The 25,654-nt window shown below is 67.4% G+C and carries 30 protein-coding genes; 26 read left to right on the top strand and 4 right to left on the bottom strand.

Translation table 11 applies throughout. The features are described from left to right. The 16 genes from ACCC94_RS05870 to ACCC94_RS05795 form a co-directional block, all read left to right on the top strand. On the top strand, window positions 1-241 hold a 241-nt coding region (locus tag ACCC94_RS05870; RefSeq protein WP_413348443.1), incomplete at its 5' end, for a flagellar hook-basal body complex protein FliE. Window positions 242-250: 9 nt separating this feature from the next. Then, on the top strand, window positions 251-1,957 hold the full coding sequence (gene fliF / locus ACCC94_RS05865) for a flagellar basal-body MS-ring/collar protein FliF (RefSeq protein ID WP_413348442.1): 1,707 nt from the start codon (window positions 251-253) through the stop codon (window positions 1,955-1,957). Beyond that, window positions 1,935-2,975, top strand: a complete 1,041-nt coding sequence (locus tag ACCC94_RS05860; protein ID WP_239744691.1) for a FliG C-terminal domain-containing protein — start codon at window positions 1,935-1,937, stop codon at window positions 2,973-2,975. Before fliF ends, ACCC94_RS05860 begins: the two co-directional genes overlap by 23 nt. Window positions 2,976-2,981: 6 nt before the next feature. After that, entirely contained in the window at window positions 2,982-3,680 is a 699-nt protein-coding gene (gene fliH / locus ACCC94_RS05855) for a flagellar assembly protein FliH (RefSeq protein WP_413348441.1), read from the top strand. 2 nt (window positions 3,681-3,682) lie between these two features. Next, window positions 3,683-5,014 carry a flagellar protein export ATPase FliI gene (gene fliI / locus ACCC94_RS05850; protein WP_413348440.1) on the top strand — a complete coding sequence of 444 codons (1,332 nt, stop codon included), beginning with the start codon at window positions 3,683-3,685 and terminating at the stop codon, window positions 5,012-5,014. Beyond that, window positions 5,014-5,436, top strand: a complete 423-nt coding sequence (locus tag ACCC94_RS05845) for a flagellar FliJ family protein (protein ID WP_413348439.1) — start codon at window positions 5,014-5,016, stop codon at window positions 5,434-5,436. Before fliI ends, ACCC94_RS05845 begins: the two co-directional genes overlap by 1 nt. Before the next feature lie 170 nt (window positions 5,437-5,606). Then, window positions 5,607-5,891: a flagellar biosynthesis anti-sigma factor FlgM gene (gene flgM / locus ACCC94_RS05840; RefSeq protein ID WP_413348438.1), complete on the top strand. Its 285-nt coding sequence runs from the start codon at window positions 5,607-5,609 to the stop codon at window positions 5,889-5,891. Further along, window positions 5,888-6,328 (top strand): flagellar export chaperone FlgN, encoded by a 441-nt coding sequence (flgN, locus tag ACCC94_RS05835; RefSeq protein ID WP_413348437.1) that lies wholly within the window; start codon window positions 5,888-5,890, stop codon window positions 6,326-6,328. The genes flgM and flgN overlap by 4 nt, the downstream gene beginning before the upstream one ends. Before the next feature lie 338 nt (window positions 6,329-6,666). Next, on the top strand, window positions 6,667-8,016 hold the full coding sequence (gene fliD / locus ACCC94_RS05830; RefSeq protein WP_413348436.1) for a flagellar filament capping protein FliD: 1,350 nt from the start codon (window positions 6,667-6,669) through the stop codon (window positions 8,014-8,016). Then, entirely contained in the window at window positions 8,013-8,411 is a 399-nt protein-coding gene (gene fliS / locus ACCC94_RS05825; protein ID WP_413348435.1) for a flagellar export chaperone FliS, read from the top strand. Before fliD ends, fliS begins: the two co-directional genes overlap by 4 nt. Continuing rightward, entirely contained in the window at window positions 8,395-8,712 is a 318-nt protein-coding gene (locus ACCC94_RS05820) for a hypothetical protein (RefSeq protein ID WP_413348434.1), read from the top strand. Before fliS ends, ACCC94_RS05820 begins: the two co-directional genes overlap by 17 nt. Before the next feature lie 3 nt (window positions 8,713-8,715). Beyond that, window positions 8,716-9,867 carry a flagellar hook-length control protein FliK gene (locus ACCC94_RS05815; protein ID WP_413348433.1) on the top strand — a complete coding sequence of 384 codons (1,152 nt, stop codon included), beginning with the start codon at window positions 8,716-8,718 and terminating at the stop codon, window positions 9,865-9,867. Between the two features lie 44 nt (window positions 9,868-9,911). Next, window positions 9,912-10,397 (top strand): flagellar basal body-associated protein FliL, encoded by a 486-nt coding sequence (locus ACCC94_RS05810; protein WP_413348432.1) that lies wholly within the window; start codon window positions 9,912-9,914, stop codon window positions 10,395-10,397. A 6-nt stretch (window positions 10,398-10,403) separates the two neighbouring features. Further along, window positions 10,404-11,174, top strand: a complete 771-nt coding sequence (locus ACCC94_RS05805; RefSeq protein ID WP_413348431.1) for a FliA/WhiG family RNA polymerase sigma factor — start codon at window positions 10,404-10,406, stop codon at window positions 11,172-11,174. 13 nt (window positions 11,175-11,187) lie between these two features. Then, window positions 11,188-12,060, top strand: coding sequence for a flagellar motor stator protein MotA (gene motA, locus ACCC94_RS05800; protein ID WP_017521297.1), 873 nt, complete (start codon window positions 11,188-11,190; stop codon window positions 12,058-12,060). Further along, a complete protein-coding gene (locus ACCC94_RS05795; RefSeq protein ID WP_413348430.1) occupies window positions 12,057-13,121 on the top strand; it encodes an OmpA family protein in 1,065 nt (354 codons plus the stop codon). Before motA ends, ACCC94_RS05795 begins: the two co-directional genes overlap by 4 nt. A gap of 5 nt (window positions 13,122-13,126) precedes the next feature. Here the strand turns inward: ACCC94_RS05795 and ACCC94_RS05790 are convergent, their stop codons facing one another. The 3 genes from ACCC94_RS05790 to lafA form a co-directional block, all read right to left on the bottom strand. Further along, window positions 13,127-13,615 carry a hypothetical protein gene (locus tag ACCC94_RS05790; protein ID WP_413348429.1) on the bottom strand — a complete coding sequence of 163 codons (489 nt, stop codon included), beginning with the start codon at window positions 13,613-13,615 and terminating at the stop codon, window positions 13,127-13,129. Further along, window positions 13,603-14,442, bottom strand: coding sequence for a winged helix-turn-helix domain-containing protein (locus ACCC94_RS05785; protein ID WP_413348428.1), 840 nt, complete (start codon window positions 14,440-14,442; stop codon window positions 13,603-13,605). Before ACCC94_RS05785 ends, ACCC94_RS05790 begins: the two co-directional genes overlap by 13 nt. A gap of 289 nt (window positions 14,443-14,731) precedes the next feature. After that, on the bottom strand, window positions 14,732-15,571 hold the full coding sequence (gene lafA, locus ACCC94_RS05780; RefSeq protein ID WP_413348427.1) for a lateral flagellin LafA: 840 nt from the start codon (window positions 15,569-15,571) through the stop codon (window positions 14,732-14,734). Between the two features lie 320 nt (window positions 15,572-15,891). Here lafA and ACCC94_RS05775 point away from each other — a divergent pair, with 320 nt between their 5' ends. The 7 genes from ACCC94_RS05775 (at window position 15,892) to ACCC94_RS05745 (ending at window position 22,904) form a co-directional block, all read left to right on the top strand. Further along, the gene (locus ACCC94_RS05775) at window positions 15,892-16,512 is read left to right on the top strand and encodes a CDP-alcohol phosphatidyltransferase family protein (RefSeq protein ID WP_413348426.1); all 621 of its coding nucleotides are present in this window, start codon (window positions 15,892-15,894) and stop codon (window positions 16,510-16,512) included. Between the two features lie 63 nt (window positions 16,513-16,575). Continuing rightward, on the top strand, window positions 16,576-18,333 hold the full coding sequence (locus ACCC94_RS05770) for a bifunctional alpha/beta hydrolase/class I SAM-dependent methyltransferase (RefSeq protein ID WP_413348425.1): 1,758 nt from the start codon (window positions 16,576-16,578) through the stop codon (window positions 18,331-18,333). Between the two features lie 8 nt (window positions 18,334-18,341). After that, complete coding sequence (locus ACCC94_RS05765; protein WP_413348445.1) at window positions 18,342-19,682, top strand: phosphatase PAP2/dual specificity phosphatase family protein; 1,341 nt, start codon at window positions 18,342-18,344, stop codon at window positions 19,680-19,682. Next, a complete protein-coding gene (locus tag ACCC94_RS05760; RefSeq protein ID WP_413348424.1) occupies window positions 19,672-20,118 on the top strand; it encodes a hypothetical protein in 447 nt (148 codons plus the stop codon). The genes ACCC94_RS05765 and ACCC94_RS05760 overlap by 11 nt, the downstream gene beginning before the upstream one ends. A 14-nt stretch (window positions 20,119-20,132) precedes the next feature. Further along, window positions 20,133-20,762: a lysophospholipid acyltransferase family protein gene (locus ACCC94_RS05755; protein ID WP_413348423.1), complete on the top strand. Its 630-nt coding sequence runs from the start codon at window positions 20,133-20,135 to the stop codon at window positions 20,760-20,762. A gap of 1 nt (window position 20,763) precedes the next feature. Next, a complete protein-coding gene (locus ACCC94_RS05750) occupies window positions 20,764-21,693 on the top strand; it encodes a phosphatidate cytidylyltransferase (protein WP_413348422.1) in 930 nt (309 codons plus the stop codon). 164 nt (window positions 21,694-21,857) lie between these two features. Then, window positions 21,858-22,904 (top strand): ATP-grasp domain-containing protein, encoded by a 1,047-nt coding sequence (locus ACCC94_RS05745; protein ID WP_413348421.1) that lies wholly within the window; start codon window positions 21,858-21,860, stop codon window positions 22,902-22,904. A 398-nt stretch (window positions 22,905-23,302) separates the two neighbouring features. On the opposite strand, the gene flgA is transcribed toward ACCC94_RS05745, so the two are convergent. Further along, window positions 23,303-23,914 (bottom strand): flagellar basal body P-ring formation chaperone FlgA, encoded by a 612-nt coding sequence (gene flgA / locus ACCC94_RS05740; protein ID WP_413348420.1) that lies wholly within the window; start codon window positions 23,912-23,914, stop codon window positions 23,303-23,305. A gap of 260 nt (window positions 23,915-24,174) precedes the next feature. Between flgA and flgB the strand changes: the two genes are divergently transcribed. Genes flgB through ACCC94_RS05725 form a run of 3 tightly spaced genes read left to right on the top strand, consistent with a single transcriptional unit; the run spans window position 24,175 to window position 25,641 of the window. Beyond that, window positions 24,175-24,540, top strand: coding sequence for a flagellar basal body rod protein FlgB (gene flgB, locus ACCC94_RS05735; protein ID WP_413348419.1), 366 nt, complete (start codon window positions 24,175-24,177; stop codon window positions 24,538-24,540). Between the two features lie 4 nt (window positions 24,541-24,544). Then, a complete protein-coding gene (gene flgC, locus ACCC94_RS05730; RefSeq protein WP_081518767.1) occupies window positions 24,545-24,973 on the top strand; it encodes a flagellar basal body rod protein FlgC in 429 nt (142 codons plus the stop codon). Then, window positions 24,973-25,641: a flagellar hook capping FlgD N-terminal domain-containing protein gene (locus ACCC94_RS05725; protein WP_413348418.1), complete on the top strand. Its 669-nt coding sequence runs from the start codon at window positions 24,973-24,975 to the stop codon at window positions 25,639-25,641. Before flgC ends, ACCC94_RS05725 begins: the two co-directional genes overlap by 1 nt. The last annotated feature ends 13 nt before the right edge of the window (window positions 25,642-25,654 follow it).

Genomic DNA, 25,654 nt, shown 5'->3' with positions numbered 1-25,654 from the left:
GCCCTCCGGCAACGCGCCGGCACAGGGCATCGGCGCGAGCTTCGAGCAGGCGCTGCGCGCGGTGGACGCCGAACAGCACAAGTCCAGCGCCGCCATGGCCGCGGTGGACAGCGGCCAGAGCGAAGACCTGGTCGGCGCCATGATCCAGAGCCAGAAGGCCAGCGTGTCGTTCTCCGCGCTGCTGCAGGTGCGCAACAAGCTCACCGGCGCCTTCGACGACATCATCCGCATGCCGCTGTAAGGACTGACAGTGCTGCAGAATCTCAAAGGGCGCCTGCCGCTCGACAAACTCAAGCTCGACCCTCGCCTTGGGCTGCTCGGCATCGCCCTGGGCGCCGCCCTGCTGGCCGCTGCGGTGGTCTTCTACCTGTGGCGCGACCAGGGTGCCTACCGCCCGCTGTACGGCGCCGGCGAAGCATACCCGGCCGCCGACGTGATGCAGGTGCTGGACGCCGAAGCCTTCGACTACCGCCTGCACCCGCAGAGCGGCCAGGTGCTGGTGCGCGAGGAGGACCTGGCGCGCGCCCGCATGCTGCTGGCCGCCAAGGGTGTGAAGGTGTCCATGCCGGCCGGCTACGAGCTGTTCGACAAGGACGAGCCGCTGGGCACCAGCCACTTCCTCCAGGACGTTCGCCTGAAACGCAGCCTGGAAGGCGAGCTGGCCCGCACCATCATGGGCCTGAAGGGGATCGAGCAGGCGCGCGTGCACGTCGCCCGCGAAGACAGCAATTCCTTCGTGGTCGGCCGGCGCGACCCGGCCAAGGCGTCGGTGCTGCTGCAATTGGCGCCCGGCCAGCGGCTGAGCCCCGAACAGGTCGGCGCCATCGTCAACCTGGTGGCCGGCAGCGTGCCGCAGCTCAAACCCGAAGACGTCAGCGTGGTCGACCAGAACGGCGTGCTGCTCTCGCGCGGCATCAGCGGCGTGGGCGGTCCCTCGCAGAACTGGCAGGCGGTGGACGAGTACCAGCGCAAGGCCGTGGGCAACGTCGAGGAAGTGCTGGCGCCGGTGCTCGGCCTGGGCAACTACCGCATCAGCGTGTCCGCCGATATCGACTTCAGCCAGAAGGAAGAAACCCTGCAGGCCTACGGCGAAGCTCCGCGCCTGCGCAGCGAAGTGCTGCGCAACGAGAGCACGCTGGACCAGCTCGCCCTCGGCGTTCCCGGCTCGCTGAGCAACCGTCCGCCGGAACCGCCGCCGCAACAGCAAGGGCAGAACAATGCCCAGGGCAACAACCAGGCCAATGGCAACCCGCCGGGCAACGGCAAGGTCGCCAGCACCGACAACAAGGCCGCGACCTCGACCCGCGAGGAAGCCACCCGGCAGAACGACTTCGACCAGAGCGTCACCCACATCAAGTACCCGGCCTTCGCCCTGCGCCAGCAGAGCGTCGCCGTGGTGATCAACGCCTCCTCCGCGCCCGAGGGCGGCTGGACCGACAAGGCCCGCGCCGATCTCGAGACCATGGTCAAGAGCGCCGTGGGCTTCAACGCCCAGCGCGGCGACCTGATCACTGTCAGCGTGTTCCCCTTCGCCGCCACGCCGGTGCAGGAGTCCAGCGCCAGCTGGTGGGAGAGCAGCGCGCTGCAATCGCTGGTGCGCTACACGGTGCTCGGCCTGATCGCGCTGCTGTTCCTGCTGTTCGGCGTACGCCCGGCGGTGCGCAGCCTCACTCAGCGCGCGCAGCCGACGGTTACCGCCGAGCTGTCCGAGGGCGGCGCCGAGTATCCGTTGGCCCTGGACGCCGAGCGGCGCCTGGCGCTGGGCAGCGAGAGCGTCGGCGGGCTGAACGTGCTCGGCGAGCTGAACCCGCTCTCGGAAATCCGCCTGCCGGCGCCGGGCTCGGGCCTGGAGCACCAGATCGAGCATCTGCAGATGCTGGCGAAGAACGACCCGGAACGGGTCTCGGAAGTGATCAAGCACTGGATTGGCCGCAATGACCGACACGAGCCTGCCTGAAGAAACGAAAAAGCGCGGCCCGCAGATGCGCGCCGTGAGCTCCCTGGAACAGGCGGCGATCCTCATGCTGAGCATGGGCGACGAAGCCTCCGCGGGCATCCTGCGCAACTTCAGCCGCGAGGAGATCGTCAGCATCAGCCAGGCGATGGCGCGGCTGTCCAACGTCAAGCAGAACACCGTCTCCGACGTGATCGGCCGGTTCTTCGACGACTACAAGCTGCAGTCCAGCATCAAGGGCGCCTCGCGTTCCTACCTCGCCGGCATGCTCGGCAAGGCGCTGGGCAGCGACATCACGCGCAACCTGCTGGACAGCATCTACGGCGAGGAAATCCGCGCCAAGATGGCGCGCATGGAGTGGATCGATCCCAAGCAGTTCGCCGCGCTGATCGCCAAGGAACACGCGCAGATGCAGGCGGTGTTCCTCGCCTTCCTGCCGCCGGGCATGGCCACCGACGTGCTCGAGGCGATGCCCGCCGAGCGCCAGGACGAGTTGCTGTTCCGCATCGCCAACCTCAGCGAGGTGAACAGCGACGTGATCGCCGAGCTGGAGCAGCTGATCGACCGCAGCCTGCGCGTGCTCTCCACCCAGGGCTCGCAGGTGCGCGGGGTCAAGCAGGCGGCGGACATCATGAACCGCTTCAAGGGCGACCGTAACCAGATGTTCGAGCTGCTGCGCGCCCACAACGACGACCTGGTCGGCAGGATCGAAGACGAGATGTACGACTTCTTCATCCTCTCCCGGCAGAACCAGGAAGTGCTGCAGACCCTGCTCGAAGTCATCCCGCTGGACGAGTGGGTGGTCGCCCTCAAGGGCGCCGAACCCGAGCTGGTCCGCGCCATCCAGGGCGCCATGCCCAAGCGCCAGGCGCAGCAGATGGAGTCGATCAACCGCCGCCAGGGGCCGGTGCCGCTGAGCCGCGTGGAGCAGGTGCGCAAGGACATCATGGGCGTGGTGCGCGAGCTGGCCGCCGAGGGCGACCTGCAGGTGCAGCTGTTCCGCGAGCAGACGGTGGAGTAACCGGGCATGGCGATCAAAGTCATCAAGGCCGACAGCCGCGCCTGGCGTCCGTACCGCTTCCCACCGCGCTGCGCCACCGCCAGCGCCGACAACCACGGCTGGGACAGCGACCCGGCGGCGCGCCAGCGCGCCATCTCCGATGGCTTCCAGGAAGGCCTGGAGAAGGGCTACCAGGACGGTGTGGCCGAAGGCCGTGAAGCCGGCCTGCGCGAAGGCTTCGAAGCCGGTCGCCAGGACGGCCTGCGCAAGGGCCGCGAGGAAGGTCGCGCCGCCGGCCGCCAGGCATTCGACGAAGCCAGCGCGCCGCTTTCGGCCGCCGCGGAGGCCTTCGGCGAGTACCACCAGGCCTTCCAGCGCAGCCGCCAGAAAGAACTGCTGGAGCTGGTGCAGAAGGTCGCCAAGCAGGTCATCCGCGTCGAGCTCACGCTCAACCCGACGCAACTGCTGACCCTGGCCGAGGAGGCCCTGGCCGCCATGCCGGGCGAGCAGGGCGAGGTGCAGATCCTGCTCAACCCGGAAGAATGCGCGCGCATCCGCGAGCTGAACCCCGAACGCGCCGCCAGGTGGCGGCTGGTGCCGGACGAGCGCCTGGCGCTGGGCGAATGCCGCGTCGTCACCGCCCAGGCCGAAGCCGACATCGGCTGCCAGCAGCGCCTGGACAGCTGCATGGAAGCGCTGAGCACGCACTTGCAGGACAAAGACTGAAGATGGCCCTGGGCGACGGCTTCAAGCTCGAAGAAGCGCTGCGTTCGCTGGACTCTGTCCAGCTGGCGCGGGTCAGCGGTCGCCTGGTGCGCGTCTCCGGCCTGCTGCTGGAAAGCCTCGGCTGCCGGCGCATGACCGGCCAGCGCTGTTACGTGGAAGTCGCCGACGGCGAGCGCCTGGAAGCGCAGGTGGTCGGCTTCAACCGGGACATCACCTATCTCATGCCCTTCAAGAAACCCGTCGGCCTGACCTCTGGCTCGCGGGTCTTCCCGGCGCCGGACGAAGCCGTGCTGCACATCGATCATTCCTGGCTGGGGCGCGTGGTCAACGGCCTCGGCGAACCCCTGGACGGCCTTGGCAAGCTAGCCGGCCGCCACCCGCTACCCACCGAACTGCCACAGGTGAACCCGCTGCGCCGGCGTCCGGTGTCCGAGCCGCTGGATGTCGGCGTGCGCGCCATCAATGGCCTGCTGACTCTGGGCAAGGGCCAGCGCGTCGGCCTGTTCGCCGGCAGCGGCGTGGGCAAGAGCGTGCTGCTGGGGATGATCACCCGGCAGACCAAGGCCGATGTGGTGGTGGTCGGGCTGATCGGCGAACGCGGCCGCGAGGTGCAGGAATTCATCCTGCATTCCCTCGGCCCGGAAGGCTTGCAGAAAGCCGTGGTGGTGGTGGCGCCGGCCAACGAATCACCGCTGATGCGCCTGAAGGCCACCGAGCTGTGCCACAGCATCGCCGCGTATTTCCGCGACCAGGGCAAGGACGTGCTGCTGTTGGTCGATTCCCTGACCCGCTACGCCATGGCCCAGCGCGAGATCGCCCTGGCCCTCGGCGAGCCGCCGGCCACCAAGGGCTATCCGCCGTCGGTGTTCGGCATGCTCCCGGAACTGGTGGAAAGTGCCGGCAACGGTGAGGGCGAGACAGGCAGCCTGAGCGCCATCTATACGGTGCTGGCCGAGGGCGACGATCACCAGGACCCGATCGTCGACTGCGCCCGTGCCATCCTCGACGGGCACATCGTGCTGTCGCGCCGGCTGGCGGACGTCGGGCACTACCCGGCCATCGACATCGGCGCCTCGGTCAGTCGCTGCATGAGCCAGGTGGCGGACCCGCTGCACCTCGCCGCGGCGCGCCAGTTCAAGGAATTCAGCGGCACCTTTGAGCGCATCCGCGAGCTGATCCCGCTGGGCGGCTACACGCCGGGCATGGACGTGAAGACTGACCGCGCCGTGCAGCTGGCGCCGATGCTGGAGCGCTACCTGCGCCAGGAGACCGCCGACGGCGCCGAACTGGTCAACAGCGTCGCCACCCTGCAAAGCATCGTCGGGGGCCGCTGATGAAAGCGCAGATCGACATGCTCGGGCGCCTGGCCGACGTGCGCGGCGGCAAGGTCCGCGAGCTGCTGGGGCGGGTGAATTACCAGCAGAACCTCTGCCAGCGCTACCGCAACAACATCACCGGGCTGGACCGCCTGTGCGGCTTCAGCGTGGCCACCAGCACGCCGCTGCAGCGGCACAACCAGCAGCAGTACAAAGCTACGTTGCACAAGATGCTGCAGTTGCAGCGCCGCGAGCTGGAGGTCGCCGAACAGGCCCTGGCGCGTATCCAGGGCGAGCTGATGGCGGCCATGCGTAGCGAAAAGGTGCTGACCCAGGTGATCGAGGCCAAGCTCGGCCAATGGCAGCTGCAGCTGGCGCAGCAGGAACAGAAGATCCAGGATGGCCTCGCCGCGCAGTCCTGGTGGCGGGCGCAGGGGTGAAGGCAATGGCGGATAACGCGTTCCGCGTCATGCGCCCTACACGGGGTCGTAGGGCGAATAACCGCTTGCGGTTATCCGCCGGCTCTTCGGCCTGTGTAAAACAGCATTTAAGTTTCCCTCGAAGGCGGTCGCCCTCTGAGGGAAAGCCCCAAAAAATTCGGATACCGACCATGGAAATCACCCGGCAACTGACCAGCCTCCCGCTGGCCACCAGCGAGTCCGCCAAGAGTGCGCGCAGCGAGCGCGTCGCCCCGGTGGCGGAGACCAGCGCGAGCGCGCCGGTCAGCGATTCGCTGCGCCTGGACGAGATGCAGGAAACCCTGCGCGCCATGCCCGACGTGGACCAGAACCGCGTCGCCGAAATCCGCCGCGCGTTGATGAACGGCGAGCTGGGCAGCGATACCAGCGTGCTCGCCACCAGCATCCTCTCCTACCATCGCGGCAGCGACGCATGACCCAGCGCGCGCGGCTGCTGCAGGTAATCGAGCAGGACATCCAGCAGGATGGCCGCGATTGCCTGGCGCTGCGCGACCGCCTGCAGGACCTCCATCGCCACCTGCTGGCGCGCGACAGCGCGCAGATCGAAGCGCTGAACCCGGACATCCAGGCACTGCTCGAGTCCGTCGCCGCACGCGCCCAGCGCCGCAGCCGCGTGCTGCGTGCCTTCCACCTGCCGATGGACGCCGACGGCATGCGCACGCTGCTATCCAACTACAAGCCGCCGCGCCGCGAGGAACTCCAGCAGGAGTGGTTGCAGCTGGGCCAGCTGACCGCCCAGTGCAAGCGCCTCAACGAGCGCAACGGCAAGCTGCTGGCGATGCACCACGACATCCTCAGCCAGCTGATGGGCGATCCGCGCGAACAGCCGGTGTATTCGCGGCAGCTGTACTGACCTGCGGCGGGACGCTGTTCGCGAGCAAGCTCGCTCCTACAGGCTGAGGCCGGCGTGCTCTTCGTAGGAGCGAGCTTGCTCGCGAACCGCACGGCACCCAATCCCGTCGTCGCTCACGAAAAACCCCCACCGAAACCCCTTAACGAATCCCTCCCCACGGTCGCCTTTCCTCTGCATCAGGGCGTGCGCCGGCAGGCGGAAATGCCGCTTCCCGCTGCGCGCCAGAGCCCGCCGGGCGGAAGTGGAACTTCTCCCCGAAAAATCCGCAAAGCCCCGTACGACGGGACTTCCGGCATTGGCACCGTAATTGCTCTTCCGACCCAAAGAGGTGGATTCAGATGGCGACCATAGATTCCGATTACGTCAAACAGATGGCCCAGCAGCTGGCGACCTACGATGTGCAGAGCGGGCTGAACAAGGCCGACCGCAACAAGGCGTCGTACCAGGCCCAGCTGACCGCCGTGACCTCGCTGGAAACCGCGCTCAAGACCTTCTCCACCGCGGTGAAAGGGCTGCAGGGCACCACCGGCAGCAACACCAGCATGCTGGTCAACAGCGCCAAGCTGAGCAAGGACGGCTACCTCACCGCCACCGTCGGCAAGAGCGCCGTGGCCGGCCGCTACGATTTCTTCGTCGAGCAGCTCGCCACCAGCCATCAGCTGTCGTTCTCCGGCCTGCAGACCAGCGACATCGACACCCAGGGCACCCTGACCCTGACCCAGAACGGCAAGTCCTTCGACATCGACCTGAGCAAGGTCGACACCGATGGCGATGGCGCCAACTCCATGGACGAGCTGGCCGCGGCAATCAACAAGGCCACCGACAACACCGGCGTGAAAGCCACCCTGGTGCGCAGCAACGGCCAGGTCTCGCTGGTGCTGGGTGCGGAGAAATCCGGCGCGGCCAACGCCATCAGCCTGTCGCTGAGCGGCACCGACGGCACCAACAGCGCGTTCGAGACCGCCATCGGCAATCCGCAGGAGCTGTCCAAGGCGCAGGACGCCCGCGTTCGCCTGGGTGGCGAGAGCGGCATGCTGCTGACCAACGCCAGCAACACCTTCGACAACATCATCGATGGCGTCAGCGTCACCTTCACCCAGGCGCAGAAGTCCGGCGAGCAGCCGATCTCCATGACCATCTCCCAGGACCAGGGCGAGACGAAGAAGAAGGTGCAGACCTTCATCGACGCATTCAACGCCCTGGCCAGCCAGATCGACAGCCTGACCGCCTCGGGCGACCAGAGTGGCAACTCCCGCGGCGCCCTGGCCGGCGACTCCAGCGTGCGGGCCATCGAGAACAGCCTCAACCAGATGCTGCGCACCACCTTCGGCGGCGCCAACCTGATCAGCTTCGGCATCAGTGCCGACCGCAACGGCAAGCTGACCCTGGACTCGACGCGCTTCGAGAAGGCCATCGCCGCCGACCCGGAAGGCCTGGACAAGCTGTTCATGGGCAAGGGCAACCTGCTCGACAGCACCGACAAGGCGCTGTCGCTCTACACCAGCAGCGTCAACGGCGTGCTGAAGAACCGCAAGGAGTCGCTCAACAGCAGCCTGAAACGGGTCAACGATGACTACGACAACCTGCAGAAGCAGTACGACACCTACTACGCGCGCTACCTCAAGCAATACACCTCGATGATGCAGACCATGCAGTCGATGGACCAGACCAGCGGGATGTTCGGATGACCGCCTACGGCATGAACGAAAGCTACGACAGCTACCGGATGATCGACCTGGAATCCAAGGCCGCCTCGTCCTCCCCCTATGAGCTGGTGCTGGTGCTGTTCGACGGCCTGCTCGACGAACTGGCCCGCGCCCGCGGGCACATCGAGCACAAGCGCTTCCAGCAGAAGGGCCGCTCCCTGGAGAAGTGCCTGAACATCCTCAATGGCCTCAACGGCGCCCTCGACTACGAGGGTGGCGGCGAGACCGTGCAGGGCCTGGCGCGCCTGTACGACTACTGCATCTACCGGATCTCCGACGTGAGCATCTCGCTGGATGTCGCCGGCATCGACGAAGTGGTGCGCCTGCTGGGCATCCTGCGCGAAGGCTGGGAGGGCGTCAGTGCCACCCGTGGATGACCGCCAGCGCCTGCTCCAGCTGTACGAACGACTGGGCGCGGCGCTGCAGCGCAAGGACTGGAAAGCCATGGGACAGGTCGACCTGGCGATCCGCGCACAACTGGTGGCGATGTCGTCGCAGGCCGGGCTGGCCGCTGACGTGCTGCTGGCCAAGAAGCATCTGAAGCGCCTGCACGAGCAGGCGTCGCAGGCCTGCGCCGAGGAGTGCGAGCGCCTGCGCCGCCTCCTGCTCTCGCACCTGGAGTATGCCGAGGGCCGCTCGGCGTACATGCAGGTGGATACCTACCAGGAGGGTCGATAGACCGTGATCCAGCTACCGACCCAATCCCTGCCGACCACCGACCGCGACGCGCACCCGGTGGCCGAGGCGCGCCAGCCGGATGTGCGCCGCGACGATGGCGGAGCCGCCGGTTTCCGCGCGCAACCCTCGACGCAGTCGAAATCCGGCGAGCGGACCCTCAGCGTGCAGTCCTTCCTCGCACAGTTCGACACCGCGCAGGTCGGTGAGCTCGTGCAGCAGGCCACCGCTGTACCTCCGCTTGAGGAGGAGGCGCTGCCCACGGAAACCCGCGAAAGCGCCGCGCAGGCCGCGCAAGCCGCAGAGGCTTCGCCTTCCGGCGCGGAGAACTGGCTCGCCGGCATGCTCAGCCAGGCCGGCCTGGTGGTGCAGGCACGGGACAATCCCTCCGGGCAGAGCAGCGCCCGCGTCGCCGGCTTCGCTACCCAGGCGGCCGATTCGCCTGCGCAGCCAGCGCCCGCCGCCGTGCAGGCGGAGGACGTATTGCTGCCTCCGGCCGAGCTTCCGGATGAGCCCGCCAAGGCCACGGCACCGGCGCCCCGCGAGGCGACCCAGAGCCAGGCGCAGACACTGCTGCAACAACACCTGGGCGCTGCCGCGCCGGCCGCGGATTCCAGCGTGCCAGCGCTGTCGACTGCTGCACTCGAACCGCGTCTGCCGGCAGCCGACAGCAACGCCCAGCCGTCGGCCACGACGCCGGCCTCGCCGCTGTTCGACAGGCCGCTGCACCTCAAGGGCAGCAACGAGGCGCACTGGGGCGAGCAGATGGTCGGTGCGCTGCGCGACAACGTCGAGCTGCAGCTGGGCCAGCGCGTGCAGAACGCCACGATCCGCCTCGATCCTCCGGAGCTGGGCGCCATGGAAATCCTCGTGCGCCACGAGGCCGGCCAGCTCAACGTGCAGATCTCCGCGTCCAACGGCGACGTGGTGCGCCTGCTGCAGAACACCAGCGAGCGCCTGCGCCAGGAACTGGTCGGGCAGAACTTCCTGCAGGTCAACGTGCAGGTTTCTTCCGATTCGCAGCCCGGCCAGCAGGGCCAGCAGCACCGCCAGCGCTTCGCCGAGGAGCAGCTCGCGGTCGCCGCCAACCCGCGCGATGCGCAGGCAAGCGAACGCTCTTCGCCGCGTGGCGACAGCGACGTATTGATTACCGTGTAGGTCGCCAGCGGCCCGCACTCCCACAGGATTTTTCGAGAAACCCCATGTCCACGCCGCGTCTCGTTCTATTGATGCTCATCGTGAATATCGCCGTCGTGCTGGGTGGCGTGTTCGTCAACTACAAGATGATCAAGTCCGCCAGCCTCGCCCCGGCGGCCGCTGCTTCCGACAAGGAGGGCGGCAAGGAAGACGCCAAGGAAGAGGAGCAGGAAAGCGCCGAATACCTCTTCGTGCCGGTGGAGAAGATCATCGTCAGCTCCCGTGGCGAGGATCGCGAGCACTACTTCGTGATCGACCTGGTGCTGCAGGCCAAGGCCGAGCAGGAGCGCAAGAAGCTCGAGAGCGTCGCGCCGATGGTGCGCAGCTCGGTGGTCGCCAACCTGACCCCGGAGAAGTTCGAAGTGCTGCGCGCGATGCCCATCGGCGAAGTGCAGGCGCGCCTGGAAAAGGCAGTGATCGACGACTTCGCCGCGCGCAAGGTGGTAGTGCCCTTCGAGCACGTGATGCTCAGCAAGATGATCGTCCAGTAAGCCGCCATGCACGCCCTTCGCGATCCCGCACTCGGCTACGCCCCCGGCCCCGCTGGCCTGGCTGGCTACGACAGCCCGGACGGCGGCCATGCGCGCCTGTCGCCGGCGGCCGAGCAGCGCTGGATGATGCAGTACCTGCCGCTGGTGCGGCGCATCGTCAGCCAGCTGTCGCTGCAGGCCAACCAGGTGCTGGATCGCGAGGACATGGAGCAGATCGGCCTGATGGGCCTGCTCGAAGGCCTGCGCCGCTACGGCGAGCCGGACGAGCAGTTCGGCCGCTTTGCCGCGCTGCGCATTCGTGGCGCGATCCTCGACGAACTGCGTCGCCAGGACTGGCGCCCGCGCCAGGTGCGGCAGCAGGCGCACAAGGTGCGTGATGCGATCCGCTCGCTGGCCCGCCAGCTCGGCCGCGTGCCCAGCGACGAGGAAGTGCTCGCCGCCACCGGCCTCGACGAAGCGGGCTACCAGGATTACCTGCGCGCCGAATCCTCCGAGGCCATCGAGAGCTTCGACGCGCTGTTGCAGAACGGCCACGACGGCGTGCAGGGCAGCGGCGACGCGCTGGAGGAGCGGGTGCTCAAGGAGCGCCTGCTGGCCCAGGCGCTGGAGCGCCTCAATGAGCGCGAGCGGCTGATCCTCAACCTGTATTACCAGCACGAGCTGAACCTCAAGGAAATCGCCCTGGTGCTGGAGCTGACCGATGCGCGCATCTGCCAGCTGATGAAGCAGGCGATCGGCAAGTGCAGCCGTTTCCTCAACGACCCCGACCCTCTCTGAAGAACCCATAACCATGCAGAAAATCATCGGCGCCCTGATCATCATCGCCTGCGTGCTCGGCGGCTACGCCATGGCCCACGGCGACATGCGCGCACTCTGGCAGCCGGCGGAGATGGTCATCATCCTCGGCGCAGGCCTGGGCACCCTGGTCGTCGCCAACCCGCGCGAAGTGCTGCTGGAGATGTGCTCGCAGATCAAGGGTGTGTTCGTCTTCAAGCGCCGTGGCGAGGAGTTCCAGCGCCAGTTGCTGATGCTGCTCTACGAGCTGCTGGAGATGGTCGACGTCGGCGGCCTGAAGGTACTCGACGCGCACATCGAGGAGCCGGAGCAGAGCGACCTGTTCGCCCGCTACCCGCTGATCCTCCAGGAAAAGAACCTGATGGCGTTCATCGCCGACAACTTCCGCCTGATGGCCATGGGCAAGATCAGCGCCCACGAGCTGGAAGGCTTCCTCGAACAGGAGCTGGACGCCATGGAGCACGCCCTGCTGCAGCCGTCCAAGTCGCTGCACAAGGTCGGCGAGGCGATGCCCGGCTTCGGCATCCTCGCGGCGATCCTCGGCATCATCATCACCATGGGCAACATCGGCGGCTCGGTGGCGGAAATCGGCGCCCACGTCGCTGCCGCGCTGGTGGGTACCTTCTTCGGCATCTTCGTCTGCTATTGCCTGATGGACCCGCTGTCCAACGCCATGTCGCAGCGCGTGAAGACCGAGCTGTCGGCGCTGGAGTGCGTGCGCACCACGCTGGTCGCCCACGTCGCCGGCAAGCCCACGCTGCTGGCGGTGGACGCCGGCCGCAAGCTGATCGAGCAGGACGTCAAGCCGGCCTTCAAGCAGCTGGAGACCTGGGTCACCCGCTATGAGGAAGAGCGGGACGCAGCATGAAGAAACGCGCCGACAAGCACAGCGAAGTCATCATCAAGCGCCGAAGCAAGAAGGGCCACGATGATGAACATGGCGGTGCCTGGAAAGTAGCCTTCGCCGACTTCACCCTGGCGATGATGGCGCTGTTCATGGTGCTGTGGATCGTCCATCCGCAGACCGAGCCGCAGCCGGTGGCAGTGGGCGACCAGGACGCCAACCCGGTGGTCGATGGCGGCGCCGGCGTGTTCGATGGCGCCAGCCGCACGCCCGTCGAGCTGGACGGCATGCCGCAGCCGATCAAGACCCCGGAAAAGCCCGCGCCGCAGCTCGCGCTCGATGCCGGCCGGCAGGGCAGGGCAGGCGAGCAGGCCGGAGACAGTGCCGTGCAGCAGGACGGCGAAGGCCGCCAATACGACAGCAACGAGGACCTGCGCGAGCTGGCCGAGCTGATCCGCGAGGTATCCGGCAAGGTCGACGCCCTGGCCAATATCGAGGTGACGGTGGTGCCGCAGGGGCTGCGCATCCTGATCAAGGACGACCAGCAGCGCTTCATGTTCGCCCGTGGCCAGGCCACCCTCGACCCGCATTTCCAGACCCTGCTGGGCGCGCTGTCCGGCGTGCTGGCCAAGGTGCAGAACAAGCTGATCCTCAGCGGCCACACCGACGCGGTGCAGTACCGCCGTGCCGATGGCTACAACAACTGGAACCTCTCCGGCGACCGCGCCCTGCGCGCGCGCAACGTGATGGTCGACAGCGGCCTGCCGGCTGCGCACGTATTGCAGGTGGCGGCCCAGGCCGACGTCATGCCGCTGCGCCCGGAAGACCCGGAGAACGGCGCCAACCGGCGCATCGAGATCCTTCTGCTGACCCATCGCGCGGAGAGCCTGTACCGGGAAATCTTCGGCGAGAGCTATGCGCAGGTGCACTACTCGAAGTCGGGCGCAAAACTCGTCGAGCCGCAGCCGCAGCCGCAGCCGCAGCCGCAGCCGCAGCCGCAGGAGACGCAGGTGAAAACGCCGACTTCAGCGGCGGTCGAAGCAGCGGCTCCCGCCCCGGCGGCCGAGCCGACGTTGAAGCTGTGAGCCGGTCAGCGATTGCGCAGCTGGCGCGGGCAGAACACCTGGCGCGTCTCCACGCCGTAGAGGCAGCCGCCCAGGCGTTCGAGGGTGATGCGGGCGCCACGCTGGCGGCCGTAGAGCAGGTTGAAGATCAGCTCGCTGTCCAGGCCGCTGTCGGCCTGCAGGTTGCTGATGCTGTTCTCTTCCACCTGCAGCTGGTAGCGCCCGCCCAGGTCGTTGCCGACCTGCCCGGACACCTCGAGGATATTGGCGTCCTGCTGGATCATCGAGTAGAAGCGCCCCTCGTGGAACATGGTGGTCTGGGCGATCTGCAGCACCCTGCCGCTGCCCAGCACCACCTGGCCGGAAGAGGCGTAGCGCCCGTCGATGGCCGAGGTGTTGTGCGCATGTTTCCACAGCATGCCCAGGGCCAGGGCCAGGCAGACGACGCCGAACAGCGAGATCACCAGGCAGCGGCGGGCCACGCCGGACTGGCGGCGTAGGTTCAGTTCAGGCACTTGCGCAGCTGCTCCTGGGGAATCCGGGCGACCTGGCTTTCGTGGATCAGCAGCCAGTTGGAATTGCCTTCGGGTTGCACGCAGACCAGTTCGTAGAAGCCGGAGGTCATGTGCAGCATGAGGCCGATGGGCCGGCTGGCCAGGTCGGCCAGTTGGTGGGCCAGGGGCCGGGTGTTGCTGATGAGTCGCTGCAGGTCGCGCTCGTTGTCCTCGACGTAGGTGATCTGCAGGGAGCCGACTTTCTCTTCGGCGGTAAGCACCGGACTGCGCACCTGGGTGTAGTAGAACGCGCCGGAGAGGCCCAGCAGGCCAAGCACGCAGAGGCTGGCGGCGACGGCTTTCAGACGCCGGGGATTGGGCGTCGATGGCAGTGCAGCGGAAGGCGCGGTGCCCAGCGGAATGACTTCCGGGGTGGCGTCGGCGATCTCCGCGTCCGGCTCGCCGGCGGGGGCGACCAGGTATTGCGGGTTGAACATGTAGCCGCGGCGCGGCAGCGTCTGGATGATCTGCCGCTGTTTTTCGTCCGCCAGCACCTGGCGCAGGGTATAGATCTGCTGGTTCAGGCTGCCCTGGCCGACGACGCGGTCGGACCATGCATGGGTCAGCAGCTCGTCGCGCGCCACCACGTCGCCCGGGCTCTGCAGCAGGCGTTCGAGCACGCGGCTGCCGGAAAAGCCCAGGTCGATACGCTCCACCTGGCCGTCACGGTCGAGGTCGAGTTGATAGAGCGCGGGATAGAACTGCGCAACGCAATCGGAGCGCCCGGTGCGGAGGGTCAGGCAGGCGATCGGCCGACTGTCCGCTGGCGTGGAAGTGAGTGTGTTCATCTTGCCCTTGCGAGCCGCTCCCTTGACGGTCGCGGGGAACTCCATCGGTTAATGGAGGCAGAGGCATTATTTTGGCGTCAGAAAAATGTGCGTGCAAGTTCTGAATTTTGCACACCCGTGCTTGCAATTTTCACACAAGCCTCGGAACTGCTGACGCAGAAGGGCTGCGCCGCGACCCAGGGTCGCAACGCCGCCTGTCAGCGTACCCGCAGACAGCAGAACGCCCCGCCGAGGCGGGGCGCATCCGGATCAGGCGCGCGAGGCGGGGGGCGCCTCGCGCTGGCCGGGCTCAGCCCAGCAGGCCCATGATCATGCTGGGCATCTGGCCGGCTTGCTTGAGCATGGAGATGCCGGACTGCATCAGCATGGAGCTCTTGGTCATGTTGGCGGTTTCGCTGGCGAAATCGGCGTCCATGATGCGGCCCTTGGCCATGTCGGTGTTGTCCTTCATGTTGGCCAGGTTGTTGGAGGTGTGGCCCAGGCGGTTGATCGCCGCACCGAAGGCGGCGCGGGTCTTGCCGACCTGGTCCAGGGCGCTGTTCAGGCCGTCGATGGCAGCCGCGGCGGCGCCTTTGGGGTCCAGACCCTGGACAGTGGTGCCCAGCGCGGTGACGGTGGCGGCGATGTCGGTGTCGGTCGCGCTGACGGTCATCACTTCGGCGGAGTCGGAGCCGATCTGGAACTTGATGTCGGCTGCCAGCTTGCCGCCGGTGCCGAACAGGCTGTCACCGGCATACTTGGTGTTGGTGACGATGTTGGTCAGCTCTTTGCCCAGCTCGGTGAACTCGGACTTCAGGGCGTCCAGGTCCTTGTCGGAGTTGGTGCCGTTGGCGGACTGGGTGGCCAGGTCCTTCATGCGCTGCAGGATGTCGGTGGCTTCGCTGAAGGCGCCTTCGCCGGTCTGCAGCATGGAGACGGCGTCGCTGGTGTTGCGCATGGCCATGTTCATGCCGCGGGTCTGGGCGTTCAGGCGGGTGGCGATCTGCAGGCCGGCGGCGTCGTCGGCGGCGGAGTTGATGCGCAGGCCGGTGCCCAGGCGCTGCTGGGAAGTAGCCAGCTGGCCGTTGGTCTTGCTCAGGCTGGTCTGGGTGATCAGGGAGGAGTAGTTGGTTTGGATCGACAAGGCCATGGTGGACTTCCTGTATGAGCTGAATGAAGCCGGCGTTGTGCCTGCTGAAGGGGTAAGGCGACAGCTCGCGGGGAAGGATTAAGGGCCGTGGAAAAATTTTTGGCGCGGGGATTCCGACAATACCGCCCGGCGCCTCGCGTACAGCAAAGGCCTACGCCATGTGCCCTTTTGCCCCCGATCGATCATCTATGGAGTTGAGACTTATCTGACAGCCCTGACGCCGGGGTGCGGCTAAGCTCCCTGGGTCCACAGGGCTGTGGATCGTTCGTCCGAACGCCTTGTTCCGAACCCTTCGTTCCGAACTGTGAGAAAGGAACCTCATGATCTCCGTCTACCAGCTGAAATCCCGCTTCCAGAACCTGCTCCGCCCGCAAGTCACCCGCCTGTACGAGCGCGGCATCACCGCCAACCAGGTGACGCTGGCGGCCTGCGGCCTCTCGCTGCTGGTCGCGCTCAGCGTTGCCCTGCTCGCCAGCCATGCCTGGGTCTTCCTGCTGATCCCGCTGTGGATGTTCCTGCGCATGGCGCTCAACGCCATGGACGGCATGCTCGCCCGCGAGTTCGGCCAGCAGTCGAAGCTGGGCGCCTACCTCAACGAACTCACCGACGTGATCGCCGACAGCGCGCTTTACCTGCCGTTCGCCCTGCTGCCCGGGGTGAGCCCGGCGCTGGTGGTGCTGGTGGTCGTGCTGGCGGTGATCAGCGAGTACGCCGGCGTGCTCGGCGTAATGGTGGGGGCTTCCCGGCGCTACGACGGGCCGATGGGCAAGAGCGACCGCGCGCTGTGCTTCGGCGTCTTCGGCGCGGCCGTGGCGGTCGGGCAACTGCCGCTGGTCTGGCTGAACCCGCTGCTGGTGCTGCTGGCGCTGCTGCTGGTGCTGACTATCGTCAACCGGGTGCGCCAGGGGCTGGCCGAGCAGAAGCAACAACCGGCCGGCTGAACCGCGGCCGCCATGTCAGGACGGGGACCGGACAGTCCCGCAAGCCATCGAACAGAGGAAGTTATGCGCGAGTCTTCGAATCACCACTTCGTTACCCACGACGGCGTCGAGCTGTTCTACCGCCAATGGCCGGCTGCTGCCGCCAGCGACGAGCCGCGTCGCGCGGTGCTGCTGTTCCACCGCGGCCACGAACATTCCGGGCGCATCGGCCACCTGGCGGACGAGCTCGACCTGCCCGGCTTCGACGTCTTCGCCTGGGACGCCCGCGGCCACGGCCAGTCGCCCGGAGCGCGCGGCGACAGCCCGAGTTTCGGCACCAGCGTGCGCGACGTGCAGACCTTCGTCGAGCACATCGCCTCGACCTACGGCATCGCCATCAGCGACATGGCGGTGGTGGCGCAGAGTGTCGGCGCGGTGGTTGCCTCCACCTGGGTGCACGACTATGCCCCGCCGATCCGCAGCCTGGTGCTCGCCTCGCCGGCGTTCAAGGTCAAGCTCTACGTGCCCTTCGCCCGGCCGGGCCTGAAGCTGGCGCGCTGGTGGCGCGGCAACTTCTTCGTCAACAGCTACGTGAAGGCGAAGTTCCTCACCCACGACCCCGAGCGCATTGCCTCCTACGACAGCGACCCGCTGATCGCCAAGGCCATCTCGGTGAACGTGCTGCTCGGCCTGTATGAAGCGGCCGACCGCGTGGTCGCCGACGCCCAGGCGATCCGGGTGCCCACGCAACTGCTGATCTCCGGCTCCGACTTCGTGGTGCACCGCAAGCCGCAGCAGCGCTTCTTCGACAACCTCGGCACGGCGCGCAAGGAACTGCACGTCCTGCCCGGCTTCTTCCATGACACGCTCGGCGAGCTGAATCGCGAGCAGGCGACCACGCGCGCGCGGCGCTTCATCCTCGAATGCTTCGCCCGCGAGCCAGAACGTGCGGACCTGCGCGACGCCGACCGCTTCGGCTACACCTGCGCCGAGGCGGAAGCACTGGCAACGCCGCTGCCGGCCTGGTCGATCCGCGACCTCTACTGGCGCGCCACCCGCGCCAACATGCGCCTCGGCCGGCTGCTGTCCGACGGCATCAACCTCGGCTTCCAGACCGGCTTCGACTCCGGCAGCACGCTGGACTACGTCTACCGCAACCAGCCGGCCGGCGCAGGGCCCGTGGGCCGCATGATCGACCGCACTTATCTTGAGTCCGCCGGCTGGCGCGGCATCCGCCAGCGCAAGGTGAACATCGAGGAGCTGCTGCGCCAGGCCATGGCCAGCCTGCGCGAACAGGGTCGCGAGGTGCGCATCCTCGACATCGCCGCCGGCCATGGGCGCTACATCCTCGAAGCGTTGCAGGGCGTCGAGCCGCTGCCCGAAAGCGTGCTGCTGCGCGACTACAGCGAGCTGAACGTGCGCGAAGGCTCGGCGCTGATCGAGCGCCTGGGGCTGAAGGAACGCGCGCGCTTCGTGCAGGGCGACGCCTTCGATGGCGCCGATCTCGCCGCCGTGGAGCCGAAACCGACGCTGGCCGTGGTCTCCGGCCTGTATGAGCTGTTCGCCGACAACGCCCTGGTCAGCGGCTCGCTGGCCGGCCTGGGCGAGGCGGTGGAAGAGGGCGGCTACCTGATCTACACCGGCCAGCCCTGGCACCCGCAGCTGGAGCTGATCGCCCGCGCCCTCACCAGCCACCGCGCCGGGCAGGCCTGGGTGATGCGCCGCCGCACGCAGCTGGAGATGGACCAGCTGGTGGCCGCCGCCGGCTTCCGCAAGCTGGCCCAGCGTATCGACGAGGACGGCATCTTCACCGTCTCCCTGGCCCGCCGGGAGCGCAGCTGATGGCATCGATGCCGCCGCGCGGTGCCGGGGTCCTGCGGCGCGCGGTGATCTGGCTGCTCTGCCTCGGGCCGTTCTTCTTCCTCAGCTACGGCTTCGCCAACTGGGTGGCGGGGCAGCGTGAATCGGTCGGCGTGCTGGTGTTCGATTGGGAGCGCAGCACGCCGCTGTGGCCCTGGACGATCATCCCTTACTGGTCCATCGACCTGCTGTACGGCCTGTCCTTCCTGCTGCCGCGCACGCGGCGCGGGCTGGATTGCCATGCCCTGCGCCTGCTCACCGCGCAGGTCATCGCTGTGGCCTGCTTCCTGCTGTTCCCGCTGCGCTTCAGCTTCGAGCGGCCCATGCAGGAGGGCTTCTTCGGCGTGCTGTTCGACCTGCTGATGGGCTTCGACAAGCCCTTCAACCAGGCGCCTTCGCTGCACATCGCGCTGCTGGTGATCCTCTGGGTCGCCTACGGCCGCTATGCCAGTGGCGCCTGGCGCTGGCTGCTGCACGGCTGGTTCGCGCTGATCGGCCTGTCGGTGCTGACCACCTGGCAGCACCATTTCATCGACGTGCCGACCGGTGCGCTGCTGGGCTTCCTCTGCGTCTGGCTGTGGCCTCGGGAGGTTCGCTCGCCGTGGCAGGCGTGGCGCCTGAGCCCTGATCCGCAGCGGCGCCGGCTGGCCGCAATCTACGCGGGCGGGGCGCTGCTCTGTCTGCTGCTGGCCCAGGCCGGCGGTGGCCTGTGGCTCTGGCTGTGCTGGCCGGCGGTGTCCCTGGCGCTGGTCGCGCTCTGCTACCTGGGCATCGGTACGGTGGGATTCCAGAAGCGCCTGGACGGACGCCATTCGGTGGCGGTCTCCTGGCTGCTGGCACCCTACTGGCTCGGCGCGTGGCTCAACGCGCGCTGGTGGACCCGTCGCCATCCGCAGCCCGACGAAGTCCTGCCGGGCCTATGGCTCGGCCGACTGCCGGACTGGTACCAGCCCCGGCATCTGCCCAGTCTGGCGATCCTCGACCTGTGCGCCGAACTGCCCTGCACCGCGCCCACGCGCCGCTACGAATGCCTGCCGCTGCTCGACCTGGTCGCGCCGAGTGTCGAGCAGTGCCGGCAGGGCGCAGAGCTGATCCAGCGACTGCACGCCGAGGGACCGGTGCTGGTCTGCTGCGCGCTGGGCTATTCGCGCAGCGCCACGCTGGTGGCGGCGTGGCTGCTGATTTCCGGCCGTGCGGCCACGCTTGAGGAGGCGCTGGCGCAGGTTCGCCGGGCGCGCCCGCAGGTGGTGCTCAAGGCCGAACAACTGGCGGTGCTGGCGCAGGTCGCCGGCCAGCCGCACCTGCCGCAGGAGCTGAGCCATGTCGGTTGATCCCGGTCTGATCCTGGTCGCCAGCCTGCTGCGTCGCGGCAGCAGCCTCAACGGCCTGTCCTCCGCACTCACTGTGCTGGCGCTGGCGCTGGGCTTCTACGGCGTGCTGATGGCCAGCGCGACGCTGGCGTTCAGCCTGAGCATGGCGCTGCTGGTGCTGCTCGGGCTGGTGCAGAAGTTCTACGCGATGCGCGTGGCGCTGGACGCCGACCTGTTCGAAGCCATGGCCAATGCCGGCGATGCGCTGCCGGAGAAAACCCGCCAGCTCGACGACGCACTGGCCACCTACGCCGGTGTGCCTGCCGACAAGGCCGGCCGCCCCTGGAGCGAGCGCAGCCGTGGCGCGCTGGCCCTGCTGCGGCGGCAGGTATTGCTCTGCGCGGCGCAGTGGCTGATCGCGTTGCTGTGCCTGATCACCCTGACCTTCCAATCCTGAGGAACGAACCCGCAATGCTGGAACGACTCTTCGCCTACGCCATCATCGCCGGCGCCCGCGCGGTGACCGGCCTGCGCAGCCTGTGGATCGGCACCACGCCGACCCCGGCACAGCGCATCTACTACGCCAACCACAGCAGCCATGGCGATTTCGTCCTGCTCTGGGCCTCGCTGCCGCCGGAGCTGCGTTCCCGCACGCGGCCGGTCGCCGGCATGGACTACTGGGGCAAGGGCGGCCTGCGTGGCTTCATCATCAACCGCGTATTCCACGGCGTGCTGATCGACCGCACGCGCGGCGCCGAGGGCGGCAACCCGCTGGAGCCGGTCGAGCGTGCGCTGGCCGACGGCGATTCGCTGATCCTGTTCCCCGAAGGCACCCGCAACCTCGACGAGGAAGTGCGCCTGCTGCCGTTCAAGAGCGGCATCTACCACCTGTCCAGGGCGCACCCGCAGGTGGAACTGGTGCCGGTGTGGCTGGACAACCTCAACCGCGTGATGCCCAAGGGCCGCGCGCTGCCGTTGCCGCTGCTGTGCACCCTGAGCTTCGGCGCGCCGCTGGCGGTGGAGGAGGGCGAGGCCAAGGAAGCCTTCCTCGAACGCGCCCGCGAGGCCTTGCTGAAACTTGCCGCGCCGGAGGGTCGCTGACATGAACCAGACCTGGCTGCTCTTCGGTGGCATCGGCGCCATCCTCGTCCTCGCTTCCCTGGTCGGCGCGCTGCTGCGCTGGAAAGCCCCGCCCGGACCGCACGCGGTGATCGACAACCTCAACGCGCGGATCAACGCCTGGTGGGTGATGGTCGCGGTGATCGGCTGCGCCTTCGCCCTCGGCTACTGGGCGGTGATCCTGCTGTTCTACGGGGTTTCCTTCTACGCGCTGCGCGAATTCCTCACCCTGATGCCGACCCGCCGCAGCGACTATCCGGCACTGGTGGCGGCCTTCTACTTCGTGCTGCCGATGCAGTACCTGCTGATCGGCATCGGCTGGTACGGGCTGTTCTCCATCTTCATCCCGGTCTACGTGTTCCTGCTGCTGCCGATCCTCGCCTCGCTGGGCGGCGACTCCAAGCACTTCCTCGAACGCGCCTCGAAGGTGCAGTGGGCGCTGATGCTGGCGGTGTTCTGCATCTCCTACGTGCCGGCGCTGCTGACCCTGGAGATCGCCGGCTACGAGGGCCGCAACCTGCTGCTGATCGCCTTCCTGGTCATAGTCGTGCAGCTGTCCGACGTGCTGCAGTACGTCTGCGGCAAGCTGATGGGCAAGCGCAAGATCGCGCCGAACCTGTCGCCGTCCAAGACCCTGGAAGGCTTCGTCGGCGGCGTGACGCTGGCCACGCTGATCGGCGGCGCGCTGTGGTGGATCACGCCCTTCAGCTTCTGGCAGGCGCTGCTGATCGCCCTGATGATCAACATCCTCGGCTTCTTCGGCGGGCTGGTGATGTCGGCGATCAAGCGTGACCGCGGAGTGAAGGACTGGGGCCACATGATCGAAGGCCACGGCGGCATGCTCGATCGCCTGGACTCGGTGTGCTTCGCTGCCCCGGTGTTCTTCCACTTCGTTCGTTACTGGTGGACCTGATTTTCGTCGGAAATCGGCCAGACGCTGCGCGGTGACCGCTGCGCAGCGTCGGTTCGTGGCTACGCTTGTAGGGCATGGATTGCCGGGGGCGCAGGCATTCGAATCTTCTGGGGCGATTGAACGATGAACACTCTCTTGGCGCGAATCACCGGCGGGGCTGCATCTTGAGCGCCCCGGCGAGCGGTTTTCCCTTTACCTGTCTGGTCACCGCGATCGGCTCCTATTCGGCCGAATCGGTGATCGCCTCGCTGCGCGAACATTGGGGCGCGCGGGTCGTCGGGACCAATATCCAGCCGCGCGACTGGTGTGCCACTTCGGCGCTGCTGGACGCTTTCTACCCGGTGCCGCCGGCGCGCGGCGTCGAGGCCTATATCGGGCGCCTGCTGGAGATCTGCGAGGCCGAGCGGGTTACGCACGTGCTGCCGCTGATCGACCCGGAGGTGGACGCCTTCGCGCTGCACCACGAGGTCTTCGCCGAGCGGGGCATCGCGCTGTGCATGCAGCCGCTGGAGACCATTCGTGTCGCCCGCGACAAATGGCTGGTGCACCAGGCCTTCCAGGACGACCCGCTGATCCGCACCATTCCCACCTGGCGCCTGGAAGACCTGCCCGTGCCGGGGCTGGGCCTGCCGCTGATCGCCAAGCCGCGCGACGGACGCAATTGCGAAGGGCTGATGCAGGTGCGCGATGAGGATTTCCTGCACTACGTGCGCAAGCGCTTCTCGGACCGCGACTACATCGTGCAGCCGCTGCTGCCGGGCGATGTCTGCGTCGTCGACGTGGTGCGCCAGCAGAGCACCGGCGCTTGGGCGGCCATGGCGCGCCAGGAGCTGGTGCGCACGCCCACCGGCGCGGGGCTCACCGTGCGGATGCTGGCGGAGCCCCGGCTGGTCGAGATGGCCGGGCGGGTTGCCGAGGTGCTGGGCGTCAATGGCTGCATCAACATGGAATTCCTGGTGCAGGACGGCGAGGCGCTGCTGATGGACGTCAATCCGCGCTTTTCCGGCGGTATCGCCTTCAGCCACCTCTCCGGCTACGACATGGTGGCCAACCACCTGCGCTGCTTCCGCGAGGCGCCGCTGGATGCTCCGGTGCTGCCGGCGCCGAGCATCCACGCGCGGCGGCTGGTGGAGGTGACGACCTGTTGCGCGCCGGATGCCCCCGTAGGAGCGGACCTTGTCCGCGATGTCCTGACGCCGCTGCAGCGTTGATGGGGTGTTCCCCTACGCATCGAAGCCCGCCGCTGGCAAATCGCGGACGGCGTCCGCTCCTACGAAGCCAGATGCCGCGTAGGAGCGGACTTCGTCCGCGATGCTGGCGCCCTGCTCAATAGGCGCAGATCGTAGGGCGCATAACGCGCCAGCGTTATCCGCCAGGAGGTAACCGGCGGATAACCCGTTCCGGGTTATGCGCCCTACGGGCTGCAGCGTTGAGCGAGGATTTCCCTGCGGGAGTAGGCGGGTGCTCGCTGTGGGTTCGAAGTCCGCCGCGCGGGCCATCGCGGACGGAGTCCGCTCCTACGAAAGCCCGATACTGCGCAGGAGCGGACTTCGTCCGCGATGTGATCGCCCCGCTCGATGGGCGTAGCGGAGCCGCGGAGCGGGCAGTATCAGAAGATGCTGCTGACCTCGCCTGAAGCCGTCACCTTCGCCTCGATGATCTTCTGGCTGCGCAGGTTCTTCACGCGGATCACCTCGTCCTGCTTGCCGTTGGCCAGCGCCTCGCCGACGGCGCTGGCCTGGATGCCGTCCTGGCTGGCGACGATCTTCACCTGCTGGCCGCGTCGTACCAGCAGGGCCCCATCGAGCAGCGCCGGGGTCAGCGGCTGGTCGGCGCGGATACGGCGGCGGGCGGTCTTGCCGGTCACTTCGGCAATGTCGGTGAAGTAACTCCGCGAGCTCTTGCCGATTTCCACCGGCGCAAGCTTGAGCTGCGCCGCGTCCAGCGTCTGGCCGCGTTCGATCTCGCCGCTGGCGACCACGGTGGGCAGGTACACCGTGGGTTGGCTGGTGAAACTCACCGGCCAGCCAGGTTGCCCGGCGCACGAGGCTTCGAAGCGCCGTCGCGCGGTGACCGCGGCGGGAGTTTCGAGCAAGCGCAGCTGCGGACCGCCGGGGCAGGCAGCGAGCTTGCCCAGGCTGTTGGGCAGGTTGTTGTTCACCATGAAAGTCATGCCTTTCCAGCCGGCCTTGCGCGCGGCTTCCTTCAGCTCGGCGGCCACCTGTTGCTGCGCCGCGGCGTCGAGTTGCGCACGCGCATCCTGGGCCTGCGCCAGGGTGGGAAGAAGCAGGAGGAAGCAGGCGGAAAGGACCTTTCCGCATCCCGTCGCCCGGCGCGTCGAAAGCGGAAAAGCCGCGTTGCACAGGCCTTTCGTTCCTGTGCGTAAAGCCTTGCAAATCAAAGACATGAAGCGGCCTTCAGGGGTCGGCATGCTTTGTGCTCTGTCGCTGCGCACGCCGAAAAGACAAGAGTGGGTTGCGGATGAGTATACGGTTTGACGAGACCCTGGGTATCCACGAGAGAGCCCTCTCGCTGCACATGCAGCGCAGCGAAATCCTGGCTTCCAACCTGGCCAACGAAGACACCCCCGGCTTCAAGGCGCGGGACATCGACTTCGCCGCGGAGATGCAGCGCCAGGACAGCTCCAGCGTCCTGCTGGCCAGCACCGGCACCGCGCGCCCGGACCTGAAGTACCGCATCCCCAACCAACCCTCGCAGGACGGCAACAGCGTCGAGCTGTCCACCGAGCAGGCGGAGTTCTCGCGCAACGCGATGGATTTCCAGACCAGCCTGACTTTCCTGACCATGAAATTCCGCGGCCTCAAGCAGGCCATCGAGGGACGTTGACGCCATGGCATTCGATTCCATCTACCGCATCGCCGGTTCGTCGATGAATGCGCAGACCGTGCGCCTGAACACCGTGGCGAGCAACCTGGCCAACGCCGATTCCGCTGCCAACAGTCCGGACGCCGTGTACCAGGCGCGCAAGCCGATGTTCGCCGCCGTCTACGAGAACGACCAGCTCACCCGCGGCGCGGGAATGGGCGGCGCCCACGTGCAGGTACTCGACGTGGTGACTTCCGGCCGCTCGCCGCAACGCCGCTACGAGCCCGGCAGCCCGCTGGCCGACGCCACCGGCTACGTCTACTACCCCGACGTCAACGAGATCGAGGAGATGACCGACATGATGTCCGCCACCCGCAGCTTCGAGACCGGCGTGGAAGTGCTCAACCGCGTGAAGAGCATGCAGTCCAGCCTGTTGAAACTGGGAGACGCCTGATGAGCACGGTCACTAACGACGCCAGCGGCGTCACCAGCGGAACCTCGTCCGATGCGCCCCGGCAGGCGGTCAACCTCAGCGAAATGACCGACATGGAGAACAGCTTCATCACCCTGCTGGTCGCCCAGGTGCAGTACCAGGACCCGACCAAGCCGGTGGACAGCACCGAGTTCATCAATCAGTACTCGGCCATGGCGCAGGTCAAGAGCATGCAGAACATGACCACCCTGCAGCAGAACAACCTGGTGCTGATGGACAACCTGCAGACGCTCACCGCTGCCGGCCTGGTGGGCCAGGAAGTGAAGGTCAGCGCCGACAGCCTGCAGCTCGACGGCGACAAGGTCAGCGGGCAGGTGACCCTGGAACATGCCTCGGCTACCACCGTGCTGCAGCTCACCGATGCCAACGGCGTGCGCACCGACATCACCCTCGGCCCGCAGGAAGCCGGCGCCGTGCCTTTCACCGTGGACCCGCAAGCGCTGGGCCTGAAGCCCGGCAAGTACAGCCTGGCGGTCAAGACCGAGAGCGGCGAGACACCGGGCATCGAGGTGTCCGGCCTGGTGCAGAGCGTCCGCGTCAGCGCCGACGGCCCGGTGCTGGAAGTCGAGGGCGCAGGTTCGGTGCCCTTCTACAAGATCGTCGAATTCAGCCAGGGCCAGGCCGCCTGAGCGCCTGTTTCCC

Origin of the sequence: Pseudomonas sp. Pseusp97 (assembly GCF_047304025.1) — a bacterium.
Lineage (GTDB): Bacteria > Pseudomonadota > Gammaproteobacteria > Pseudomonadales > Pseudomonadaceae > Pseudomonas.
Note: the sequence above shows the minus strand (reverse complement) of the source record. Positions and strands in the feature narration are given on the sequence as shown.

Coding starts and splice junctions, on each gene's coding strand:
- ACCC94_RS05750 (WP_413348422.1), top strand. CDS start 20,764: ATGAACCAGACCTGGCTGCTCTTCGGTGGCATCGGCGCCATCCTCGTC.
- ACCC94_RS05810 (WP_413348432.1), top strand. CDS start 9,912: ATGTCCACGCCGCGTCTCGTTCTATTGATGCTCATCGTGAATATCGCC.
- ACCC94_RS05770 (WP_413348425.1), top strand. CDS start 16,576: ATGCGCGAGTCTTCGAATCACCACTTCGTTACCCACGACGGCGTCGAG.
- fliD (WP_413348436.1), top strand. CDS start 6,667: ATGGCGACCATAGATTCCGATTACGTCAAACAGATGGCCCAGCAGCTG.
- ACCC94_RS05860 (WP_239744691.1), top strand. CDS start 1,935: ATGACCGACACGAGCCTGCCTGAAGAAACGAAAAAGCGCGGCCCGCAG.
- fliI (WP_413348440.1), top strand. CDS start 3,683: ATGGCCCTGGGCGACGGCTTCAAGCTCGAAGAAGCGCTGCGTTCGCTG.
- flgM (WP_413348438.1), top strand. CDS start 5,607: ATGGAAATCACCCGGCAACTGACCAGCCTCCCGCTGGCCACCAGCGAG.
- ACCC94_RS05785 (WP_413348428.1), bottom strand. CDS start 14,442: ATGAACACACTCACTTCCACGCCAGCGGACAGTCGGCCGATCGCCTGC.
- ACCC94_RS05775 (WP_413348426.1), top strand. CDS start 15,892: ATGATCTCCGTCTACCAGCTGAAATCCCGCTTCCAGAACCTGCTCCGC.
- fliH (WP_413348441.1), top strand. CDS start 2,982: ATGGCGATCAAAGTCATCAAGGCCGACAGCCGCGCCTGGCGTCCGTAC.
- ACCC94_RS05760 (WP_413348424.1), top strand. CDS start 19,672: ATGTCGGTTGATCCCGGTCTGATCCTGGTCGCCAGCCTGCTGCGTCGC.
- ACCC94_RS05755 (WP_413348423.1), top strand. CDS start 20,133: ATGCTGGAACGACTCTTCGCCTACGCCATCATCGCCGGCGCCCGCGCG.
- ACCC94_RS05805 (WP_413348431.1), top strand. CDS start 10,404: ATGCACGCCCTTCGCGATCCCGCACTCGGCTACGCCCCCGGCCCCGCT.
- flgN (WP_413348437.1), top strand. CDS start 5,888: ATGACCCAGCGCGCGCGGCTGCTGCAGGTAATCGAGCAGGACATCCAG.
- ACCC94_RS05845 (WP_413348439.1), top strand. CDS start 5,014: ATGAAAGCGCAGATCGACATGCTCGGGCGCCTGGCCGACGTGCGCGGC.
- fliS (WP_413348435.1), top strand. CDS start 8,013: ATGACCGCCTACGGCATGAACGAAAGCTACGACAGCTACCGGATGATC.
- motA (WP_017521297.1), top strand. CDS start 11,188: ATGCAGAAAATCATCGGCGCCCTGATCATCATCGCCTGCGTGCTCGGC.
- ACCC94_RS05725 (WP_413348418.1), top strand. CDS start 24,973: ATGAGCACGGTCACTAACGACGCCAGCGGCGTCACCAGCGGAACCTCG.
- lafA (WP_413348427.1), bottom strand. CDS start 15,571: ATGGCCTTGTCGATCCAAACCAACTACTCCTCCCTGATCACCCAGACC.
- flgC (WP_081518767.1), top strand. CDS start 24,545: ATGGCATTCGATTCCATCTACCGCATCGCCGGTTCGTCGATGAATGCG.
- flgB (WP_413348419.1), top strand. CDS start 24,175: ATGAGTATACGGTTTGACGAGACCCTGGGTATCCACGAGAGAGCCCTC.
- ACCC94_RS05765 (WP_413348445.1), top strand. CDS start 18,342: ATGCCGCCGCGCGGTGCCGGGGTCCTGCGGCGCGCGGTGATCTGGCTG.
- ACCC94_RS05795 (WP_413348430.1), top strand. CDS start 12,057: ATGAAGAAACGCGCCGACAAGCACAGCGAAGTCATCATCAAGCGCCGA.